Genomic DNA, 17,059 nt, shown 5'->3' with positions numbered 1-17,059 from the left:
ACGTCGGCCCTGCCGCGCGCCCCGCGGGCGCGCGAGGCTGCCCGCATGCTGCGCTACGCCGACCCCACCGTGTGCCCCGACTGCCGTGCCCCGCTGCCTCCCGCGCCGGCCGTCTGCCCGCGCTGCGACCTCCCCCTGCGCGGCCCCGTCGCCGCCGACCTGCTGAGCACGCTGACCCGCGCCGACCTGCTGCTCGAGCGCCTGCGCGCCGAGGCGCCCGTGCTCGTCGGCGCCACGGGAGCCAGCGCCGCGGGGGGCGCCGTCGACGGTGGGCGCGCCGGCAGCCCGGCCGGTCGTGCGGCCGGTGCAGCCGGTCGTGCTGGGCTGCTCGACGGCGTCGGACCGCTCCCGCGGGCCGACCGGGCCGACACGGTGCCCGGCGGACCCGACGGGCGGAGCACCGGGCGGGCCACCGGGCGGGCCACCGGGCGGGGGCTGTCCGCGTGGTCGGTGCCGCGGCTGCTGCTCGGCCTCGGTGCGCTGTGCCTGCTGGTGGCGGCCGTGGTGTTCCTCGCCGTGACCTGGTCGGCCCTCGGGGTGGGCGGCCGCACGCTCACCCTGCTCGGCCTCACCGTCGCCGCGGGCGTCACCGCCGACCGGCTGGCGCGACGCGGCCTGCGCGTGGGCGCGGAGTCGCTGACGGTCGTGGCCCTGGGGCTCGTGGTGCTCGACACCGTCGGCGCGCTCTCGGCCGGCTGGCTCGGCGACGTGGGGCCTGCAGGCGCTCTGCTCGCCTGCGGGGCCGCCCTGCTCGCCGGGGGCGCCGTCGTGCTGCTCGCCCGCACCGACCTGGTCGCGGCCCAGCTCGCCGTGCCGGTCGGCCTCGGCCTGGTCGGGGGCGCCCTGGTGGCCGACGGCGGCGACGCACGGCTCGTCGGGGCGCTGCTGGTGCTCGCCCACGCGGCCGTCCGCACCGCCCTCCGGCTGCTCCCGGGCGAGCCCGTGCCCGCCCGGGCGCTGCCCGGCGCGGCGCTGGTCGGCGCCACCGCGTGGTGGGGCCTGCTCCTGCTCGCCTCGCTCGGCGCGGCCGCCGACCACGCCTCCCTCACCGGGCTGTGGACCACGACCCACGGCCCGGCGCTGCTGGTCACCGCCGCGCTCGCGCTGCTCCCCGTCGTCTGGTCCCCGGCCCGCACCACCGCGGCCTCCACCGCGGCCTCCACCGGGACGCCTCCCGGGTCCGTCGCCGCTCCCGACGTCCCCGCCGGTGGAGTCGCCCCTGACGCGGGCGACACCTCCCGCCGTGGCCACGCAGGCCGCGCCGCCCACCCGGACCACCCGGACCACCCGGGCCGCGCGGACCGCGCGGGCCACCCGGGCCGCCGGCCGACGCGGCTGCACGCCTGCGTCGTGCTGGCGGGCGCCCTGGCCTCCCTGGCCCTCGTCCTGCCGGCCCTCGACGAGGGGCCCACCGGAGTCACCCTGGCCGCCGGCGCGGTCTGCGTCGCGTGGGCCCTGGCAGCGCGGGGCGTGCCGGCCCCGTGGCGGGTCGCGGTCACCGTGCCCGCCGTCGTCGCGGCCGCACCGGTCGCCGTCACCACCGCCACCCTGGCCGCGGCCGCCGTGGTCAGGCTGCTGGCGGTCGGCGAGCCGCTGAGCCGATCCGCCGGTGTGCGGCTCTCGGGCGAGCTGCCCGCCCCGGCCTGGCTGGTGCTGCCCTCCGCGCTCGCCCTCGGTGTGCTCGCCGCGACGCTGACGCGCCCGGGCACTCGGCCGGACGTCGCCGCCACCCCGACCCGCGCCCTCCGCGACCCGGCCCTCCGGCGCGGTGCGGCAGCGGTCACGCTGATCGCCGCGGTGCTGGTCGCGCTCACGAACGCCCCGCTGGCGGCCGTGGTGCTCCTCGTCTGCGTCGCCGGCGGCCTGCTCGCCCTCCCCGCCCCCGGAGCCGGCACAGGCACCGGAGCCGGCACCCACGAGACCCGTGGCACCCGCGACACCGACGTGGGTCTGGCGCTGCTCGTCGTGGCCGTTGTGGCGGCCCTCCCCAGCGCCGCCCTCGGCGCCGTGGCCGCCGTCGCGGCCCTCGGCGTCTCCCTGGCCGCGGCCCACCGGCGACCCGCCCCGCCGTCGCTCGTGGTGCTCACGGCCACCTGCGGGTGGGCGGTGTGGTCGGGCGGTGACGCCGCAGGACTGGGCGCCACCACGCTGGGCCCCGCCGTCGTGGTGGTCGTCGGGGCGCTCGCCCTGTGGCGGGCCCGGCCCGTGGTCGAGCTGACCGCGCTGGCGACCGCCACCCTCGCCTCCGCCGCGGCCGTCGACGCCGCGGCCGCCGCGGCCGGTGGCGACGGCGCGGGGTCGACGTACGACGCAGCGGCGGCGCTGGCCCTCCACCTCACGCTGGTCGGCGCCCTCGTCGTGGCCGCGGCGCTGCTGCGGGTCGAGCGACGACCGGCGGGGTGGCTCGGCGGCGCGCTGCTCACGGCCGCCAGCTGGGTGCGGTTGGCCGACACCGGCGTGACCCAGCCGGAGGCCTACGCGCTGCCGGCCGCGCTGGCCCTCCTCGTGCTGGGTGCGCTCCGGCTACGGCGCGACCCCGCCGCCTCGACCCGGTCGGCGCTCGGCAGCGGCCTGCTGCTCGCCACCGTGCCCAGCCTGCTGCGGGTGCTGGTCGACGACCCGGTCAGCCCCCGCGCCCTGCTGCTCGGGCTCGCCTGCCTGGGCCTCGTACTGCTCGGGGCCCGGCTGCGCCTCGCCGCTCCCCTGGTGGTCGGTGCCGTCGTCGGCGGCGCGCTCGTGCTGGCCGAGGCGGCGCCGTGGGCGGCGCAGACCCCGCAGTGGGTGCTGCTCGGCCTCACCGGGACGCTGCTGACCGTGGTCGGCGTGACCTGGGAGCGCCGGCTCGCCCAGGTGCGTGCCGGGTCGGCCTACCTGGCCCGGCTGCGCTGACCCGCCCGCCGGTGGGCCCGGCCCTCCCAGCGTCCCCTCTCAGCCCCCGAGGAGCGCGGCCACCTCGGCGGGCCGCTCCAGCACGGTGAGGTGGCCGGTCGCGGGCAGCACGTGGAGCGACGTCGGCAGGTGGTCGGGCCGCAGCCGCGCCATCTGCGTCGCGCGCTCGGGCGGGGTCTCCCCGTCCTCCTCGCCGAAGAGCAGCACGACCTCGCGGGGGTGGCCGGCCACCACCGCGGACGTGTCGGGCCGCCCGGCGACCGCCCTGGCGACCCAGGCGACGCCGTCGGGGTCGGCGCCCAGGATCAGCCCCCGCACCAGGTCGGCGAGCCCGGGCTGCTCGCGGCGGGCGGTCGGGCCGAGCCCTCCCTCGACCGAGTCGAGCAGCGAGGTGGTCGACCGGCTGGTCTCGACCTCCTCGGCCGTCGCCCGCCGCTCGGCGGGCACGTCGGGCTCGATGGGCCACGGGGTCGTGCTGGCGAGCACGAGGCGACCGACCCGCTCGGGTGCGAGGCCGGCCAGGCGCAGGGCGGCGTAGCCCCCGGTCGAGATGCCCAGCACGTCGGCCCGCTCGACCCCGGCGGCGTCGAGCACGGCCAGCAGGGCGGCGGCGACGTGGTCCATCGACGCCTCCTCCGTCGGCACGGCGCTGCGTCCCAGCCCCGGCAGGTCGACCACCAGCACCCGCGCGTCCTTCGCCAGCAGGGGGGCCAGCCGCTCGAAGATCCGACCCGACAGCGGGAAGGCGTGCAGCAGCAGCCAGGTGCGCTCGCCCCCGCCCAGGTCGTCGTACGCCGGGAGCGCCCCGGTCGAGGTCGGGGCCGGGGGCGGCGTCGTCGTGTCCACCGCTCGATCATGGCGGGCGCCCGAAACCGGACGGCGCTCGCCAGCCCCGGGTGGGCGACGCCGCAGGCGTCTCGACGTGAAGGTTCTGTGTAGGAGCCTCACGTCGGACTCGGCGGGGCCGACGATGGTCGGGTGACCACGTCCGCTGCTCTCGGACGCCGCGGGCCGTCGGCGCGCGGCGGCAGCCCCGACACCCTGCTGACCCTGCTGGCCCTGGCCGCGACCTTCGCCCTCAGTGTCGCGTCGGTGACCCTGCGTCCCGAGGGCGCGCCGGTGGCGGCGTGGTGGCCCGCCGCCGGGGTCTCGGCCCTCGTGGTGGCCCTCTCGCCGGTACGCCGGTGGGCGCTGCTGGCCGCGGCCCTCGTGGGCCTGTCCTTCGCGGCCAACCTGGTCGGCGACCGGCCACCGGGGCTGGCGTTGATGTTCGGCGTCACCAACACCGCCGAGTCCCTGGCCGTCGCGCTCCTGCTCGGGGCCCACCGCCGTCGCCCCGTCCTGGCGAGCTTCGAGGACCTGGGTCGACTGTTCCTCGCCGCGGCCGGGGGCGCGGCCGTGGCGGGCCTGCTGGCCGGTCTCGCGGTGGAGCTCTTCGGCACCGGCTCGCTGCTCGTGGTCGCGCGCACCGTGATGGCCACGCACGGCGCGTCGGTGCTGATCGTCGTGCCCCTCGGCCTCCTGATGGCCGGGAGGCTCACCGAGGGTGGGCCGGCGCGCGTCGCATCGTTCGAGGTGCTGGTGCAGTCGCTGGCCGCGGCCGCCACCTTCGGCGTCGTGTTCGGCGCCACCAACGAGTACCCGATCGCGTTCCTCCCGCTCCCGCTGCTGGCCTGGGCCGCCGCACGGTTCCCGGCGCGCGTCGCCTGCGGCCAGATGCTCGCGGCCGGTGTCGCGGTGACCGTGCTGAGCGACCTGGGCCGCGGTCCGTTCGGGGACCTCAGCGGCCCGGCCACCACGCTGGCGGCGCTCCAGCAGAGCTACCTCGTCATCCTCGTCCTGGTCACCCTCCCCCTGGCCATCGCCACCAGCCAGCGCGCCGCCGCCCTCCGGGTGGTCGTCGGCGAGCGCGAGCGCTACCGCCGCGGGATCCGGGAGTCGCTCATCGGCATGGTGCTGCTGCGCCACACCGACGGGGACCTCGTGGTCGTCGAGCTCAACGACGCGGCCGCCGACCTCCTCGGCGTCCCCGAGGCCGAGCTGGTGGAGCGGCCCTGGACCCGGGGCCTGGCCGCCTCCCAGCGCGCGCTCCTCCGCTCGGCGGTGGGGTCGCTGGAGGCCGGGCACTCCCCGACCTGGGAGAGCGAGCTGTGGCTGGACACCTCTCCGCCACGCTGCGTGCGGCTCGGCCTGTCGGTGGTGCCCGACGCCGCCGAGGGCCGGCTCGTGGTCGCGCAGCTGGTCGACCTCACCGCGGCCCGCACCTCCCAGGCCGAGCTCACCCACGAGCGCGACGTCACCCGCGCCGTGCTCGACAGCGTCGGCTCCCTCGTCGTCGTGCTCGACGCCGGCGGAGGTGTGCTCCAGGTCAACGCCGCCACCGAGTCCAGCACGGGGGCGCGCGCGACGAGCCTCGTCGGGGCGCCGGCGACGGCGGCGCTGGTGTGCCCCGACAGCGCGGCCGCCTTCGAGGCGGCACTCGCGGCGTGCCTGGCCGGGGAGACCGGCGCGGTGCACGAGCTGCTGTGGCGCGGGCGGTCGGCTCGCCGCGAGGTGCTGACCACGCTGGCGCTGCTCCGGCACGACACCGGCGCTCCGCTCGTGGTGATGACCGGGCTCGACGTGACCGACCAGCGCCACACCGCGCACCAGCTGCAGACCGTGCTCGACGCCACCTCGGGCGCGATCATCGTCGGCACCGACGCCGCCGGCCTCATCACCTTCTTCAACCGGGGCGCCCAGGAGAGCCTGGGGTGGAGCGCGGAGGAGGTCGTCGGGCGCATGACCAAGCTGGCGCTCCACGACCCCGAGGAGGTGGCCGGTCACGCCCGCCGTCTCGGCGTCGCTCCCACGTTCGAGGTCTTCACCGCGCTCGCCCAGCAGCCCGACCCGCCCGAGCTGGACTGGACGCTCATCCGCAAGGACGGCGGTCGCCTCACCGTCAGCCTCACCGTCAACCTCCTGCGCGACGCCTCCGGCGCGGTGACCGGCGTGGTCGGCGTGGCCCAGGACGTCACCGAGCGCCGTCGCAGCGAGCAGGCGCTCGAGATCGCCCTCGAGCACGAGCGGCAGGCGGTGAGCCGGCTCTCGGAGCTCGACCGCATCAAGACCGACTTCGTGGCCTCCATCAGCCACGAGCTGCGCACGCCGATGACCAGCGTGCTCGGCTTCACCCAGGTCCTCGACTCCGAGGCGGCCGGGCCCCTCTCCGAGGAGCAGCACGCCCTGCTGGGGCGCGTCGACCGCAACGGTCGCCGCCTGCTGCGCCTGATCGAGAACCTCCTCGACCTCTCCCGCATCGAGTCGGGCGCCATCTCCATGGCCCGCGAGCGCCTCGACGTGCACCGCGTCGTGATCTCGGCGATGGAGGCCTGCTCCGAGCTCGTCCGGGCCCGGTCGATCGAGCTGGTGCACGACCTGGACACCCCGCCCGCCGAGGTCGTCGGCGACTTCGACCAGCTGGAGCGCGCCGTGATGAACCTCGTCGGCAACGCCGTGAAGTTCACCCCCGACGGCGGCCACGTCACGCTCACCGTGACCACCGTCGGGTCAGAGGCCGTCATCGAGGTCAGCGACGACGGCATCGGCATCGACCAGGCCGACCTGCCTCGGGTGTGGGACCGGTTCTACCGCTCGGCCAGCGCCTCCGACGCCGCCATCGAGGGCACCGGGCTGGGCCTGAGCATCGTCCGCTCCATCGTGGAGGCCCACGGCGGGCGCGTCGACCTCGACTCCGCGCCCCACGCGGGCACGACCGTGCGCCTCGTCCTGCCGCTCGCCTGCTCCCCGAGCGAGCACGGTGCGACGCCTCAGGCCGGTCGACCGTCGGCGACGAGCCGGCCGACCCTCTCCACGAAGTAGCCCACGTCGAAGGGCTTGGCGATGTAGTCGTCGGCGCCGCTGTCGATGCCGGCCCTGACGTCGTCGGCGCGCGCCCGGGCCGTCAGCAGCAGCACCGGCAGGTCGGCGGTGGCCGGGTCGGCGCGCAGCGCCCGGGTCACCGCCAGGCCGTCGAGGTCCCCGGGCATCGCGATGTCGAGCACGGCGACCGCCGGGCGCCGCTCGCGGCAGGCCACGAGGGCGGCGTCGCCCTGGCCCACGCCGACCACCTCGTGCCCGGCCTGGCCGAGGATGAGCGTGACCAGCTCCCGCAGGTCGGGGTCGTCCTCGGCCACCACGATCACCGCCACGACGACCCACCTGCCTCCCCGACCGGCAGGGCGGGCGCGAGCACCCCGGGGTCGCGGACGCAGCGCCCCTCCAGCTCCACCGCATGGGTCGCGACACGGGCCAACAGCTGCTCGAGCCGGTCGAGCAGGTCACCGGGCGCCTGGGCGGCGCCGACCGGGGCGACCACCGCGCCGCGCAGCAGGTAGACCGTCACCCGCACCGAGCTCAGCAGCGTGCTGAGCTCGTGGACGAGCTCGCGTGCCCCCAGCCGACCGGGTCCGGCCTGCTCGAAGGCCCGGGTGTCGGCGGTGGCGCTCGGCACGGCGATCCAGCGGTAGCCCGTGCCGCTCTCGGTCCGGATGAAGGTCGGCGCGGACGCGTCGTCGCCGAGCTTGGCCCGCAGCGAGCGGATGTGGGCGCGCAGGGCGTCGCGCGTCTCGTCGCCGTGGCTCTCGTCCCAGGCCGAGCGCAGCAGCCCGCGATGGGTGAGCAGGACCCCCGGGCGGGTGGCCAGCGGCTCGAGCAGCCGCCACTCGGTCGGGGTCAGCCGCACCTCGCGACCGTCGCGGCGCACGCTGCGCTCGTGCAGGTCCACGACCAGCGGACCGAAGCGCAGCAGCGGTCCGGTCAGTGCCGCGTCGGGGTCGGGCTCGGCCCCGCACCGCCGCTCCAGGGCCCGCAGCGCCGCCGCGAGCAGCGCGTCGCCGCACCCGAGGTCGCGGACGTCGTCGGCGCCCGCGTCGAGCAGCCGCGCCGCGAGGAGCTCACCGGGCGCCGCGCCGTCGTCGTCACCGTCGTCGTCACCGTCGAGGTCACGGCCGAGGTCGGAGTCGCGGTCGAGGTCGGCCAGCACCAGCACGGGCAGCGAGGACCACGCCCGCAGCTCGGCGAGCAGCGGTGCGACCCACCCGCCGTCGGTGCGCTCGGCGGCCACCACGACGCACCGCGGACCCGTCGTGGCCACCGCCTCCAGCGCCGAGTCGCGGTCGGCCGTCGCGGTCCGTCGGTCGGCGGACTCGATGCGGGCCGCCACGGCGTCGGCGCGGTCCTGCCCACCGGCGACGACGAGGATGTGGGGCATCGAGCCAGGCTAGTGCCCCGCCGGGCCCGGCGGGGCGCTTCGGGCCTGCTCCACACGCCCAACCGGGGGAGCGCAGCCGCCGCCCGCCGACCCTAGGCTGTCCGCGCCGGCACACCGCCGACCCACCGAGCAGATGGAGCGTTGACGATGGAAGTCCCCACCTGGGTCTGGACCCTCACCGTGGTCGGCATCGTCGGCATGCTGCTCTTCGACTTCGTCTTCCACGTGCGCAAGGCCCACGTGCCGACGCTGAAGGAGGCCTCGGTCTGGTCGGCGCTCTACGTCGGCATCGCCGTGCTGTTCGGCCTCGGGGTGCTGTGGTTCGGCGGCGGCACGATGGGCGGGGAGTACTTCGCGGGCTACATCACCGAGAAGGCGCTCAGCGTCGACAACCTGTTCGTCTTCCTCATCATCATGACCAGCTTCCGGGTGCCGCGCGAGGACCAGCAGAAGGTGCTGCTCTTCGGCATCGTCTTCGCCCTGATCGCCCGCACAGGCTTCATCTTCCTGGGCGCGGCCCTCATCAACCAGTTCGCCTGGGTCTTCTACTTCTTCGGCCTCATCCTCATCCTGACCGCCGGCAACATGCTCAAGGGCGAGGCCCAGGGCGGCCACGACGAGGACGAGCAGAACTTCGTGGTGAAGCTGGCGCGCCGCTTCATCCGGACCTCCGAGGAGTTCGACGGCGACAAGCTGACCACCGTGGTCGACGGCAAGAAGATGCTCACCCCGATGCTGCTGGTCATGGTGGCCATCGGCGGCACCGACATCCTCTTCGCCCTCGACTCCATCCCGGCGATCTTCGGCCTCACCCAGAACACCTTCATCGTCTTCACCGCCACGGCCTTCTCGCTGCTGGGGCTGCGCCAGCTGTTCTTCCTCATCGAGGGCCTGCTCGAGCGCCTGATCTACCTGTCCTACGGCCTCGCGGCGATCCTGGCCTTCATCGGCGTGAAGCTCATCCTCCACGCGCTGCACGAGAACAACCTCGGCTTCATCAACGGCGGCGAGCACGTCGACGTCACCGAGATCAGCACCGGGGTCTCCCTCAGCGTGATCCTCGGCATCCTCGTCGTCACCGTGGTCGCCTCCCTGGTCAGCAAGAAGGGTCGGGCCAAGACCGCGATCGGCAACGCCCAGCGCCACGTCGACGCCTACCTCGACCTCGACTACACCGCCGACACCGCCGAGCGCGAGCGCATCTTCGGCAAGCTGATCCAGGAGGGCGAGCAGATCAAGGCCCTCGGCCCGAAGTACCGCCGCATGGTGCGCGACGAGCCGGGTCTCATGGCCAAGATCGAGAAGGCCCGCCAGCAGCACGAGGAGACCGTCACCGACGGTCGCCAGCGCAACCCCCTCACCGAGGTCTGAGCGCGGGCCCGCCGGTCCGGAGCGGACCGGCGGGCGGCGCGGAGGGGCGGCGCAGCGCGGGCACAGCGGCGTCTCATCGGGTCCTCATCGAGGCGACCTACCCTCGTGCCATGGCACCCGAGCCCACCCCCGGTCCCCCGGCCCCGCGTCGCCGTACGACGGTCGTGCTCAACGCCGGCTCCCGCAGCGGCGCCGCGGCGCGCGACCGGCTGCCCGCCCTGCTGGCGCGGCACGACCTCGCCGACGCGCGGGTGCTGAGCGTCACCACCGGCTCCGAGCTCGCCGCCACCTTCGAGCGGGCCCTCGCCGAGGGTCCCGACCTGCTCGTGGTGGGCGGCGGCGACGGCAGCGTCTCGTGCGCCGCCGACCGCGTGGCCGGGTCCGACGTCGTGCTCGGCGTGCTGCCGCTCGGCACCGCCAACGACTTCGCCCGCACCCTGGAGATCCCGTCGGCGCTGGAGCAGGCCGTGGAGCACCTCGCGACGGGCAAGGTCGTCGACGTCGACCTCGGCCGCTGCGACGGGCGCGGCTTCCTCAACGTCGCCTCCCTCGGGCTCTCGGTCGGGGTCACCCAGCGCCTGCGCCCCGGCCTGAAGAAGCGGCTCGGCCCGCTGGCCTACCCCGTGGCGACGCTCGGGGCCTACCGCGGCCACGAGCCCTTCACCGCCCGGCTGGAGTTCCCCGACGGCGACCACGACACCCTCGCGCTGCACGACCTGATGCAGGTCGCGGTCGGCAACGGCCGCCACTACGGCGGCGGCAACGCCGTGGCGCCCAACGCCTCGGTCGACGACCACCTGCTCGACGTCTACGCCATCGAGCGCGGCGGGCTGCGCGACCACGTCTCGATCGCCCGCTTCCTCAAGGACGGGTCGTTCGTGGAGCACGAGAAGGTCCACCACCTCACCACCCGTCGGGTCCGCGTGGTCACCGACGAGCCGCTCCCGGTCAACCTCGACGGCGAGATCGCCGCGACCACGCCCGCGACCTTCGAGGTCCAGCGCAACGCCCTGCACGTCGTCGTGCCGCAGACCAGCCGCGCCGCCGAGCTCGACGGGCCCCGCGCCGCCGCCGCCGACCAGGGCTGAGCGCTGCGACCACGGCTGAGGGCTGCGACCACGGCTGAGCGCTGCGACCCGGGCCGGGAGCGGGGCCCGTAGGCTGGAGGGGCCATGAGCACACCGACCCCGCCGGCCCCGCGCCGCGCCCGCCACCTCATCGACCCGGCCAACCCGCCGGCACCGCCGTCGAGCCGGTCGCTGACCAACGTGCAGCAGTGGGTCATGTCGGTGCTGGCCGTCACCACGATCATGCACCTGTCGGTGGGGCTGGTGATCTCGGCGTTCTTCCTCGACGACTCCGAGGTCTCCGCCCGGGTCGGCCTCAACGTCATCGGCGCCGCCTTCGGCGTGGTCGCGGTGGCCGCCGGGCTGGCCATCCACCGTCGCTCCCCGCTCAGCCCGTGGCTGCTGCTCGGCACCCTGCCCGGCGTCGTCGGGCTCGTGCTCGTGCTCGCCTGACCCCGTGGGCGGCGCGACGGGCCTGCCCCGCTTCGAGGTGGCGGCCCGGCTGCGACCGGTCGACCTCGTCTCTCCCGGGTCGGTGCTGGTCGACGACGCCGCACCGGGCCCCGCCTCGGCCCACCCCACTCCCCACCCGGCGCCCTACGCCGCCGTGGAGGTCGAGCTGCCCGCGGCGGGGACGGCGCCCGGCCGGGACGCCCCGGTGCGCCTCGCCCTCGCCTCCGGCGACGACGAGCTGGGAGCGCTGTGGGACCCCGCCACCGGGGAGGTCTCCCTCGAGCTGCGCGTCGGCGCCACCACGTCACGTCACCTCAGCCGGCGGCACGGCCGGCCCGAGCAGCGCCCCGTGCGGCTCGGCCTGACCCTCACCGGGGTCCACCTCGCCGTCCACACCCACGACGGGCGGGCCTGGACCACCCGCGCCCGGGTCGCGCTCGGCGCCGAGCGCGCCGCCGACCGCGGCGGGGCGGGCCGGGTCGACACGCGCGACGAGCGGTGGCTCGCGGCTCTCGTCACCACCCACTCCGGCCCCGTCGCGCGGGTGCGCGCCGGCGGCTTCGGCCAGCTCGGCCTGCGCGACCTGCGGCTGGTCGGCCACGCCGACGGCTCGGCGTACCGGCCCGGGGGCGACCTGCTGCTCACCGCCACCAGCGCCGGGCCCGGCTTCTTCGACACCGCCCACACCGCGGTGTGGTCCCTCGACCCCGTCACCCTGGCACTCACGCACCGCTCCGACCTGTTCTTCCGACGGCCCGACCGGCCCGGGGCCTTCGGCGACCACGCCACCCACCTCGTGCGCGACGGCGAGCGCTGGCTGGTGGCCACGAGCACGTGGGGCGACTTCGACCGGCGCCGCGACGACGCGAGCGTCGCCGTCACCCTCGCCCGCCCGGACGGCGACGTCGACCTGCTCTCGGGCCGCCACCTGCTCGACACCGAGCCGCTGGCCCTCCCGGTCGACGGCCTGCGCGCGGCCGGGGTCCGCTCGGTCGGGGTGTGGGACCCCCACCTCGTGCGCGACGGCGACGACTGGCTGGTGGGCTTCGTCTCGGCCCGGCGCTTCTTCGACTTCCACCCCGCCCTCGCCACCGGACCCGCCCTCGACGCCCTCACCCTGCGCGCGGTCTCCGCGCGGCGCCGCGCCACCGAGGGCACCACGCTGCTGCGCGTCGACGGCGCGTGGCGGGTGCTGGTCAGCGACGGGCGCGACGGGCGCCGGGGCCAGCGCCAGCAGCACGCCGTGCTCGACCTCGACCTCGCCGAGGTCGGCGTGCTCGACGCGCCCTACCCCACCAACATCCCCTGGCCCACGCTCGTCGACCTGGGCGAGGAGGGCTGGCTGATGGTCGCCTTCGACGGCACGCCGTACGCCGGGCCGCTGCCGGGCTACGGCACCCACGGGCGGGTCGTGGTGGCCCGGTCGGTCGCCGGGACCTGAGCCGCGGGGGCCGCTAGCCTGGACGTGACCCGCGCCACCCCTGCGGGTCGTCCGTCAGCGCCACACCACCTCGTGGCCCGAGCAGAGAGCGGCCCCACCATGCCGACCAGTCCCACCATGACGACCAGCCCCACCACGACCGGCAGCCCCACCACGACCGGCAGCCACACCACGACGACGCGGCCCGGCCCGGCGCAGCCGGCGTCGGTGCCCCTCGACGTCTTCGAGGCCGGCGCCGAGCACGAGCAGGTCGTCTTCGCCCAGGACCCCGCCACCGGCCTGCGCGCCGTCGTCGCGATCCACTCCACCGCCCTGGGTCCCGCCCTCGGCGGCACCCGGTTCCACCCCTACGCCTCGACCGCCGACGCCGTCCGCGACGTGCTCGCCCTCTCCCGCGGGATGTCCTACAAGGCGGCGCTGGCCGGGCTCGACCTGGGCGGCGGCAAGGCCGTCATCATCGGCGACCCCGCCACCCTGAAGTCCGAGGCCCTGCTGCGGGCCTACGGCCGCTTCGTGCAGACCCTCGGCGGTCGCTACAACACCGCCTGCGACGTCGGCACCTTCTCCGAGGACATGGACCACGTGGCCCGCGAGTGCGACTTCGTCACCGGCCGCACCCAGGCCCACGGCGGGGCCGGCGACAGCTCGGTGCTGACCGCCTACGGCGTCTTCCGGGGCATGCTCGCCTGTGCCGAGCACGTGTGGGGGTCGGCCACCCTGGCCGGACGCACCGTGGGCGTCGCCGGCGTCGGCAAGGTCGGACGCCACCTCGTGGGGCTGCTCGTGGAGGACGGCGCCGACGTCGTGGTCACCGACGTGCACGGCCCGGCCGTCGACGCGGTGCTGGCCGCGCACCCCGGGGTCCGCGCCGCCGCCTCGACCGCCGAGCTCGTCGCGCTGCCGCTCGACGTCTACGCACCCTGCGCGCTCGGTGGCGCGATCGACGACGACGTGCTCGCCGTGCTGCGCGCGAGCGTGGTGTGCGGCGCCGCCAACAACCAGCTCGCGCACCCCGGGGTCGACAAGGCGATGCTCGACCGAGGAATCGTCTACGCGCCCGACTACTGCGTCAACGCCGGCGGCCTCGTGCAGGTCGCCGACGAGCTCGACCCGCGTGGCTTCTCCTTCGAGCGCGCCCGCGCGCGGGCCCACCTGATCGGCGACACCACCCGCCGGGTGCTGGGACTCGCCGACACCGACGGGGTCTCCCCCGCCGTCGCCGCCGACCGGCTCGCCGAGGCCCGCATGCGCGACGTGGGTCGCCTGCGAGGCATCTGGGTCGGCTGAGGCCGAGAGCGACACCGGGCACACGCAGACGGCCGCCGGGCAGGGCCCGGCGGTCGTCTGGTGCGTGCGTCAGACGGAGTCAGTCACGACGCGGGTCGGCGTAGTCCGACCACTTCTCGAGCTCTTCGGGCTCGAGCTCGTCGGTGCTGTCCTGGTGGTTCTCGCCATGCAGCTCGTTGGCCAGCGCCCCGAAGTCCGTCTCGTGAGTGCGGTACTTCAGGTCGCGGGCGACCTTCGTCTGCTTGGCCTTAGCTCGGCCGCGCCCCATAGGGTCAGCCCCCTCGCACGCTCGGCCGGGGCCCATGGCTCCCGGGCTGTCTCTCGAATACTCGTGGCGCCAACGCTACCTGCTGCCCGGTCGTTCCCGCACACCAGTCCGGTGTTTCGGACCACCGATCTCGTCGGTCCGCCCCGCCGCGGGGCCGCCGACGGTGGATCGTGTCGTCGAAATCACCGTGGCCGGGCGAGCCGGGCCGTGCCGGGCCGGGCCGGTCCGAGCCCCGGTCCGACCCCGCCCGGAGGCCTCACCAGCCCGGGTGCTGGCCCGTCAGCAGGACGCGTCCGCCGTCGGTGTCGCTGCTGCTCACGTGGCCCGCGACCCAGGCCCGCACGCCGTGGCCGGCGAGCACGCCCACGGCCCGGTCGACCTCGGCGGCCGGCAGCATCGCCACCATGCCGACGCCGCAGTTGAGGGTGGCCTCGAGGTCGGGCTGCGAGACGTCGCCGACGCGCCGCACCAGGTCGAAGATCGGCTGCGGGGTCCAGGTCGCACGGTCGAGCACGGCCACGAGCTCCTCGGGCATGACCCGCTCGAGGTTGGCCGCCAGGCCACCGCCGGTGACGTGCGACATCGCGTGCACCTCGACGCTGTCGGCGAGGTCGAGGCAGGCCTTGGCGTAGATCCGGGTGGGGGTGAGCAGCTCCTCGCCCAGGGTGCGGCCGAGCTCGGGCACGTCGCGGTCCAGCGCCCAGCCGGCGCCGCCGTCGGCGGGGGCGCCGAGCAGCACGTGGCGCACCAGGGAGTAGCCGTTGGAGTGCAGGCCGCTGGCCTCCATGGCCAGCACCACGTCGCCGGGGCGCACCCGGCCCGGGCCGAGGAGGCGGTCGGCCTCGACCACGCCGGTGGTCGCGCCGGCCACGTCGTACTCGTCGGGGGCCAGCAGGCCGGGGTGCTCCGCGGTCTCGCCGCCGATGAGGGCGCAGCCGGCCTCCAGGCAGGCCTCGGCGATGCCCTTGACGATCGCGGCGATGCGCTCGGGCACGACCCGGCCGGTGGCGATGTAGTCGGTCATGAAGAGCGGCTCGGCGCCGCAGACCACGAGGTCGTCGACGACCATGCCGACCAGGTCGAAGCCGATGGTGTCGTGGACGTCCATCGCCTGGGCGATCGCCACCTTGGTGCCGACGCCGTCGGTGGAGGTGGCCAGCAGGGGCCGCTCGTAGCGGGTGAGGGCGGAGGCGTCGAAGAGGCCGGCGAAGCCGCCCAGCCCGCCGATCATCTCCGGGCGCCGGGCCTTGTCGACCCACACCTTCATCAGCTCGATGGCCTTGTCGGCCGCCTCGATGTTGACGCCCGCCTCGGCGTACGCGTTGGACTCGCTCACGGGTGACCTTTCGGGGTGGTGTCAGGGGTTGTTGAGCACGGGCAGCGCCTTGCCCAGGGTCGGCGAGGAGAGGGTGGTCTCCAGCAGGTGCTTGCCCAGCAGGTTCTCGTCGGGCAGCGGCACGGGGTACTCCCCGGTGAAGCAGGCCTGGCAGATCCGCTCGGCGGGCTGCTTGGTGGACTGGATCATCCCGTCGAGGGAGATGTAGCCCAGGGTGTCGGCGCCGACGCTGGCGGCGATCTCCTCGGGGCTGAGGCCGTTGGCGATCAGCTCGGCGCGGGTGGCGAAGTCGATGCCGTAGAAGCAGGGCCACTTCACCGGCGGTGAGGAGATCCGCACGTGCACCTCGCGGGCGCCGGCCTCGCGCAGCATCCTGACCTGGGCCCGCTGGGTGTTGCCGCGCACGATCGAGTCGTCGACCACGACGATCCGCTTGCCGCGGATCATGTGCTCCAGCGCGTTGAGCTTGAGCCGGATGCCGAGCTGGCGCAGCGTCTGGCTGGGCTGGATGAAGGTGCGCCCGACGTAGGCGTTCTTGACGAAGCCCTGACCGAAGGGGATGCCGCTCTCCTCGGCGTAGCCGGCAGCGGCCGGGGTGCCCGACTCGGGCACCGGGATGACCAGGTCGGCCTCGACGGGGTACTCGCGCGCCAGCTGGCGGCCCATCTCCACGCGCGACTCGTGCACGCTGCGCCCGGAGATGGTGGCGTCGGGGCGGGCGAGGTAGACGTACTCGAAGACGCAGCCCTTGCGGTCGGGCTCGGCGAAGCGGTGCGAGCGCAGGCCGTTCTCGTCGATGACGATCATCTCGCCCGGCTCGACCTCGCGCACGACGGAGGCGCCGATCGTGGCCAGGGCGGCGTCCTCGGAGGCCACGACCCAGCCGCGGTCGAGGCGGCCCAGCACGAGCGGGCGGATGCCCTGGGGGTCACGGGCGGCGTAGAGGGTGTTCTCGTTCATCCACACGAAGCAGAAGGCGCCGCGCAGCAGCGGGAGCACCTCGAGGGCACGCTGCTCCAGGGTGGAGTCGGGGTGGTGGGCCAGCAGCGCCGTCACCAGGCCGGTGTCGTTGGTGGAGTGCTCCACCGGGCGCTGGTGCAGGTCGAGCTCGTCGTCGGGGCCGGGCAGCGCCTCGACCATCTCGCGCAGCTCGTGGGAGTTGATGAGGTTGCCGTTGTGGCCCAGGGCGATGGACCCGTCGACGGTGGGCCGGAAGGTGGGCTGAGCGTTCTGCCACGTGCTGGCCCCGGTGGTGGAGTAGCGGGAGTGGCCGATCGCGAGGTGGCCCTTGAGCGAGTCGAGGGTGGTCTCGTCGAAGACCTGGGAGACCAGGCCCATGTCCTTGTAGACCAGGATCTGGCGGCCGTTGGAGACCGCGATGCCGGCCGACTCCTGCCCGCGGTGCTGGAGGGCGTAGAGACCGAAGTAGGTCAGCTTGGCGACGTCCTCCCCCGGGGCCCAGACGCCGAAGACGCCACACGCGTCCTGCGGTCCTTGGTCCTGCGGGTCGAGGGCCGTCGTGAGCCGGCCGTCCCCACCCCTGCGCGCGCTGCTGATGAAGGGCACGGCCCCCAGTCTAGGGCCCTCCCGGGGCGGCCGCCGACCATCGCCCAGCCCGCGGCGGCCGTGGCGCACGACACCCGGCGCGGCTCGCGCCGAGCCCCCTCCCCAGGTCGGGTGCCGCCCGGACTAGGCC

General features: G+C 75.6%; 13 protein-coding genes. 7 read left to right on the top strand and 6 right to left on the bottom strand.

What is annotated here, in order from left to right; translation table 11 throughout:
• The first annotated feature begins 45 nt into the window (after positions 1 to 45).
• Positions 46 to 2,889 carry an SCO7613 C-terminal domain-containing membrane protein gene (locus tag ASF50_RS02185; protein ID WP_056903352.1) on the top strand — a complete coding sequence of 948 codons (2,844 nt, stop codon included), beginning with the start codon at positions 46 to 48 and terminating at the stop codon, positions 2,887 to 2,889.
• A 39-nt stretch (positions 2,890 to 2,928) separates the two neighbouring features.
• Here ASF50_RS02185 and ASF50_RS19220 read toward each other — a convergent pair whose 3' ends face one another.
• Positions 2,929 to 3,735: an alpha/beta fold hydrolase gene (locus ASF50_RS19220; protein ID WP_056903351.1), complete on the bottom strand. Its 807-nt coding sequence runs from the start codon at positions 3,733 to 3,735 to the stop codon at positions 2,929 to 2,931.
• Positions 3,736 to 3,867: 132 nt separating this feature from the next.
• On the opposite strand from ASF50_RS19220, the gene ASF50_RS02175 reads away from it, so the two are divergent.
• Positions 3,868 to 6,750 (top strand): sensor histidine kinase, encoded by a 2,883-nt coding sequence (locus tag ASF50_RS02175; protein ID WP_056903350.1) that lies wholly within the window; start codon positions 3,868 to 3,870, stop codon positions 6,748 to 6,750.
• Here ASF50_RS02175 and ASF50_RS02170 read toward each other — a convergent pair.
• Both ASF50_RS02170 and ASF50_RS02165 read right to left on the bottom strand, forming a co-directional pair.
• Positions 6,699 to 7,079 carry a response regulator transcription factor gene (locus ASF50_RS02170; RefSeq protein ID WP_056863359.1) on the bottom strand — a complete coding sequence of 127 codons (381 nt, stop codon included), beginning with the start codon at positions 7,077 to 7,079 and terminating at the stop codon, positions 6,699 to 6,701. The two genes, ASF50_RS02175 and ASF50_RS02170, sit on opposite strands and share 52 nt — an antisense overlap.
• Positions 7,070 to 8,140, bottom strand: coding sequence for a winged helix family transcriptional regulator (locus ASF50_RS02165; protein WP_056903349.1), 1,071 nt, complete (start codon positions 8,138 to 8,140; stop codon positions 7,070 to 7,072). The genes ASF50_RS02170 and ASF50_RS02165 overlap by 10 nt, the downstream gene beginning before the upstream one ends.
• 147 nt (positions 8,141 to 8,287) lie before the next feature.
• Between ASF50_RS02165 and ASF50_RS02160 the strand changes: the two genes are divergently transcribed.
• From ASF50_RS02160 to ASF50_RS02140, 5 genes are all read left to right on the top strand, one after another.
• On the top strand, positions 8,288 to 9,511 hold the full coding sequence (locus ASF50_RS02160) for a TerC family protein (RefSeq protein ID WP_056903348.1): 1,224 nt from the start codon (positions 8,288 to 8,290) through the stop codon (positions 9,509 to 9,511).
• A gap of 110 nt (positions 9,512 to 9,621) precedes the next feature.
• The gene (locus ASF50_RS02155) at positions 9,622 to 10,599 is read left to right on the top strand and encodes a lipid kinase (protein ID WP_056903347.1); all 978 of its coding nucleotides are present in this window, start codon (positions 9,622 to 9,624) and stop codon (positions 10,597 to 10,599) included.
• 84 nt (positions 10,600 to 10,683) lie between these two features.
• Entirely contained in the window at positions 10,684 to 11,031 is a 348-nt protein-coding gene (locus tag ASF50_RS02150) for a hypothetical protein (protein WP_056863355.1), read from the top strand.
• Positions 11,032 to 11,035: 4 nt separating this feature from the next.
• On the top strand, positions 11,036 to 12,472 hold the full coding sequence (locus ASF50_RS02145) for a hypothetical protein (protein WP_235557528.1): 1,437 nt from the start codon (positions 11,036 to 11,038) through the stop codon (positions 12,470 to 12,472).
• Between the two features lie 117 nt (positions 12,473 to 12,589).
• Positions 12,590 to 13,759: a Glu/Leu/Phe/Val family dehydrogenase gene (locus ASF50_RS02140; protein ID WP_082502660.1), complete on the top strand. Its 1,170-nt coding sequence runs from the start codon at positions 12,590 to 12,592 to the stop codon at positions 13,757 to 13,759.
• A gap of 79 nt (positions 13,760 to 13,838) precedes the next feature.
• Here the strand turns inward: ASF50_RS02140 and ASF50_RS02135 are convergent, their stop codons facing one another.
• The 3 genes from ASF50_RS02135 to purF form a co-directional block, all read right to left on the bottom strand.
• Positions 13,839 to 14,027, bottom strand: a complete 189-nt coding sequence (locus tag ASF50_RS02135) for a DUF3073 domain-containing protein (protein ID WP_056863354.1) — start codon at positions 14,025 to 14,027, stop codon at positions 13,839 to 13,841.
• Between the two features lie 256 nt (positions 14,028 to 14,283).
• Positions 14,284 to 15,363 (bottom strand): phosphoribosylformylglycinamidine cyclo-ligase, encoded by a 1,080-nt coding sequence (gene purM, locus ASF50_RS02130; RefSeq protein WP_056863353.1) that lies wholly within the window; start codon positions 15,361 to 15,363, stop codon positions 14,284 to 14,286.
• Positions 15,364 to 15,384: 21 nt separating this feature from the next.
• Positions 15,385 to 16,929 (bottom strand): amidophosphoribosyltransferase, encoded by a 1,545-nt coding sequence (gene purF, locus ASF50_RS02125; protein ID WP_056903346.1) that lies wholly within the window; start codon positions 16,927 to 16,929, stop codon positions 15,385 to 15,387.
• Positions 16,930 to 17,059: the final 130 nt, after the last annotated feature.

Origin of the sequence: Nocardioides sp. Leaf307, assembly GCF_001423135.1 — a bacterium.
Lineage (GTDB): Bacteria > Actinomycetota > Actinomycetes > Propionibacteriales > Nocardioidaceae > Nocardioides > Nocardioides kribbensis.
Note: the sequence above shows the minus strand (reverse complement) of the source record. Positions and strands in the feature narration are given on the sequence as shown.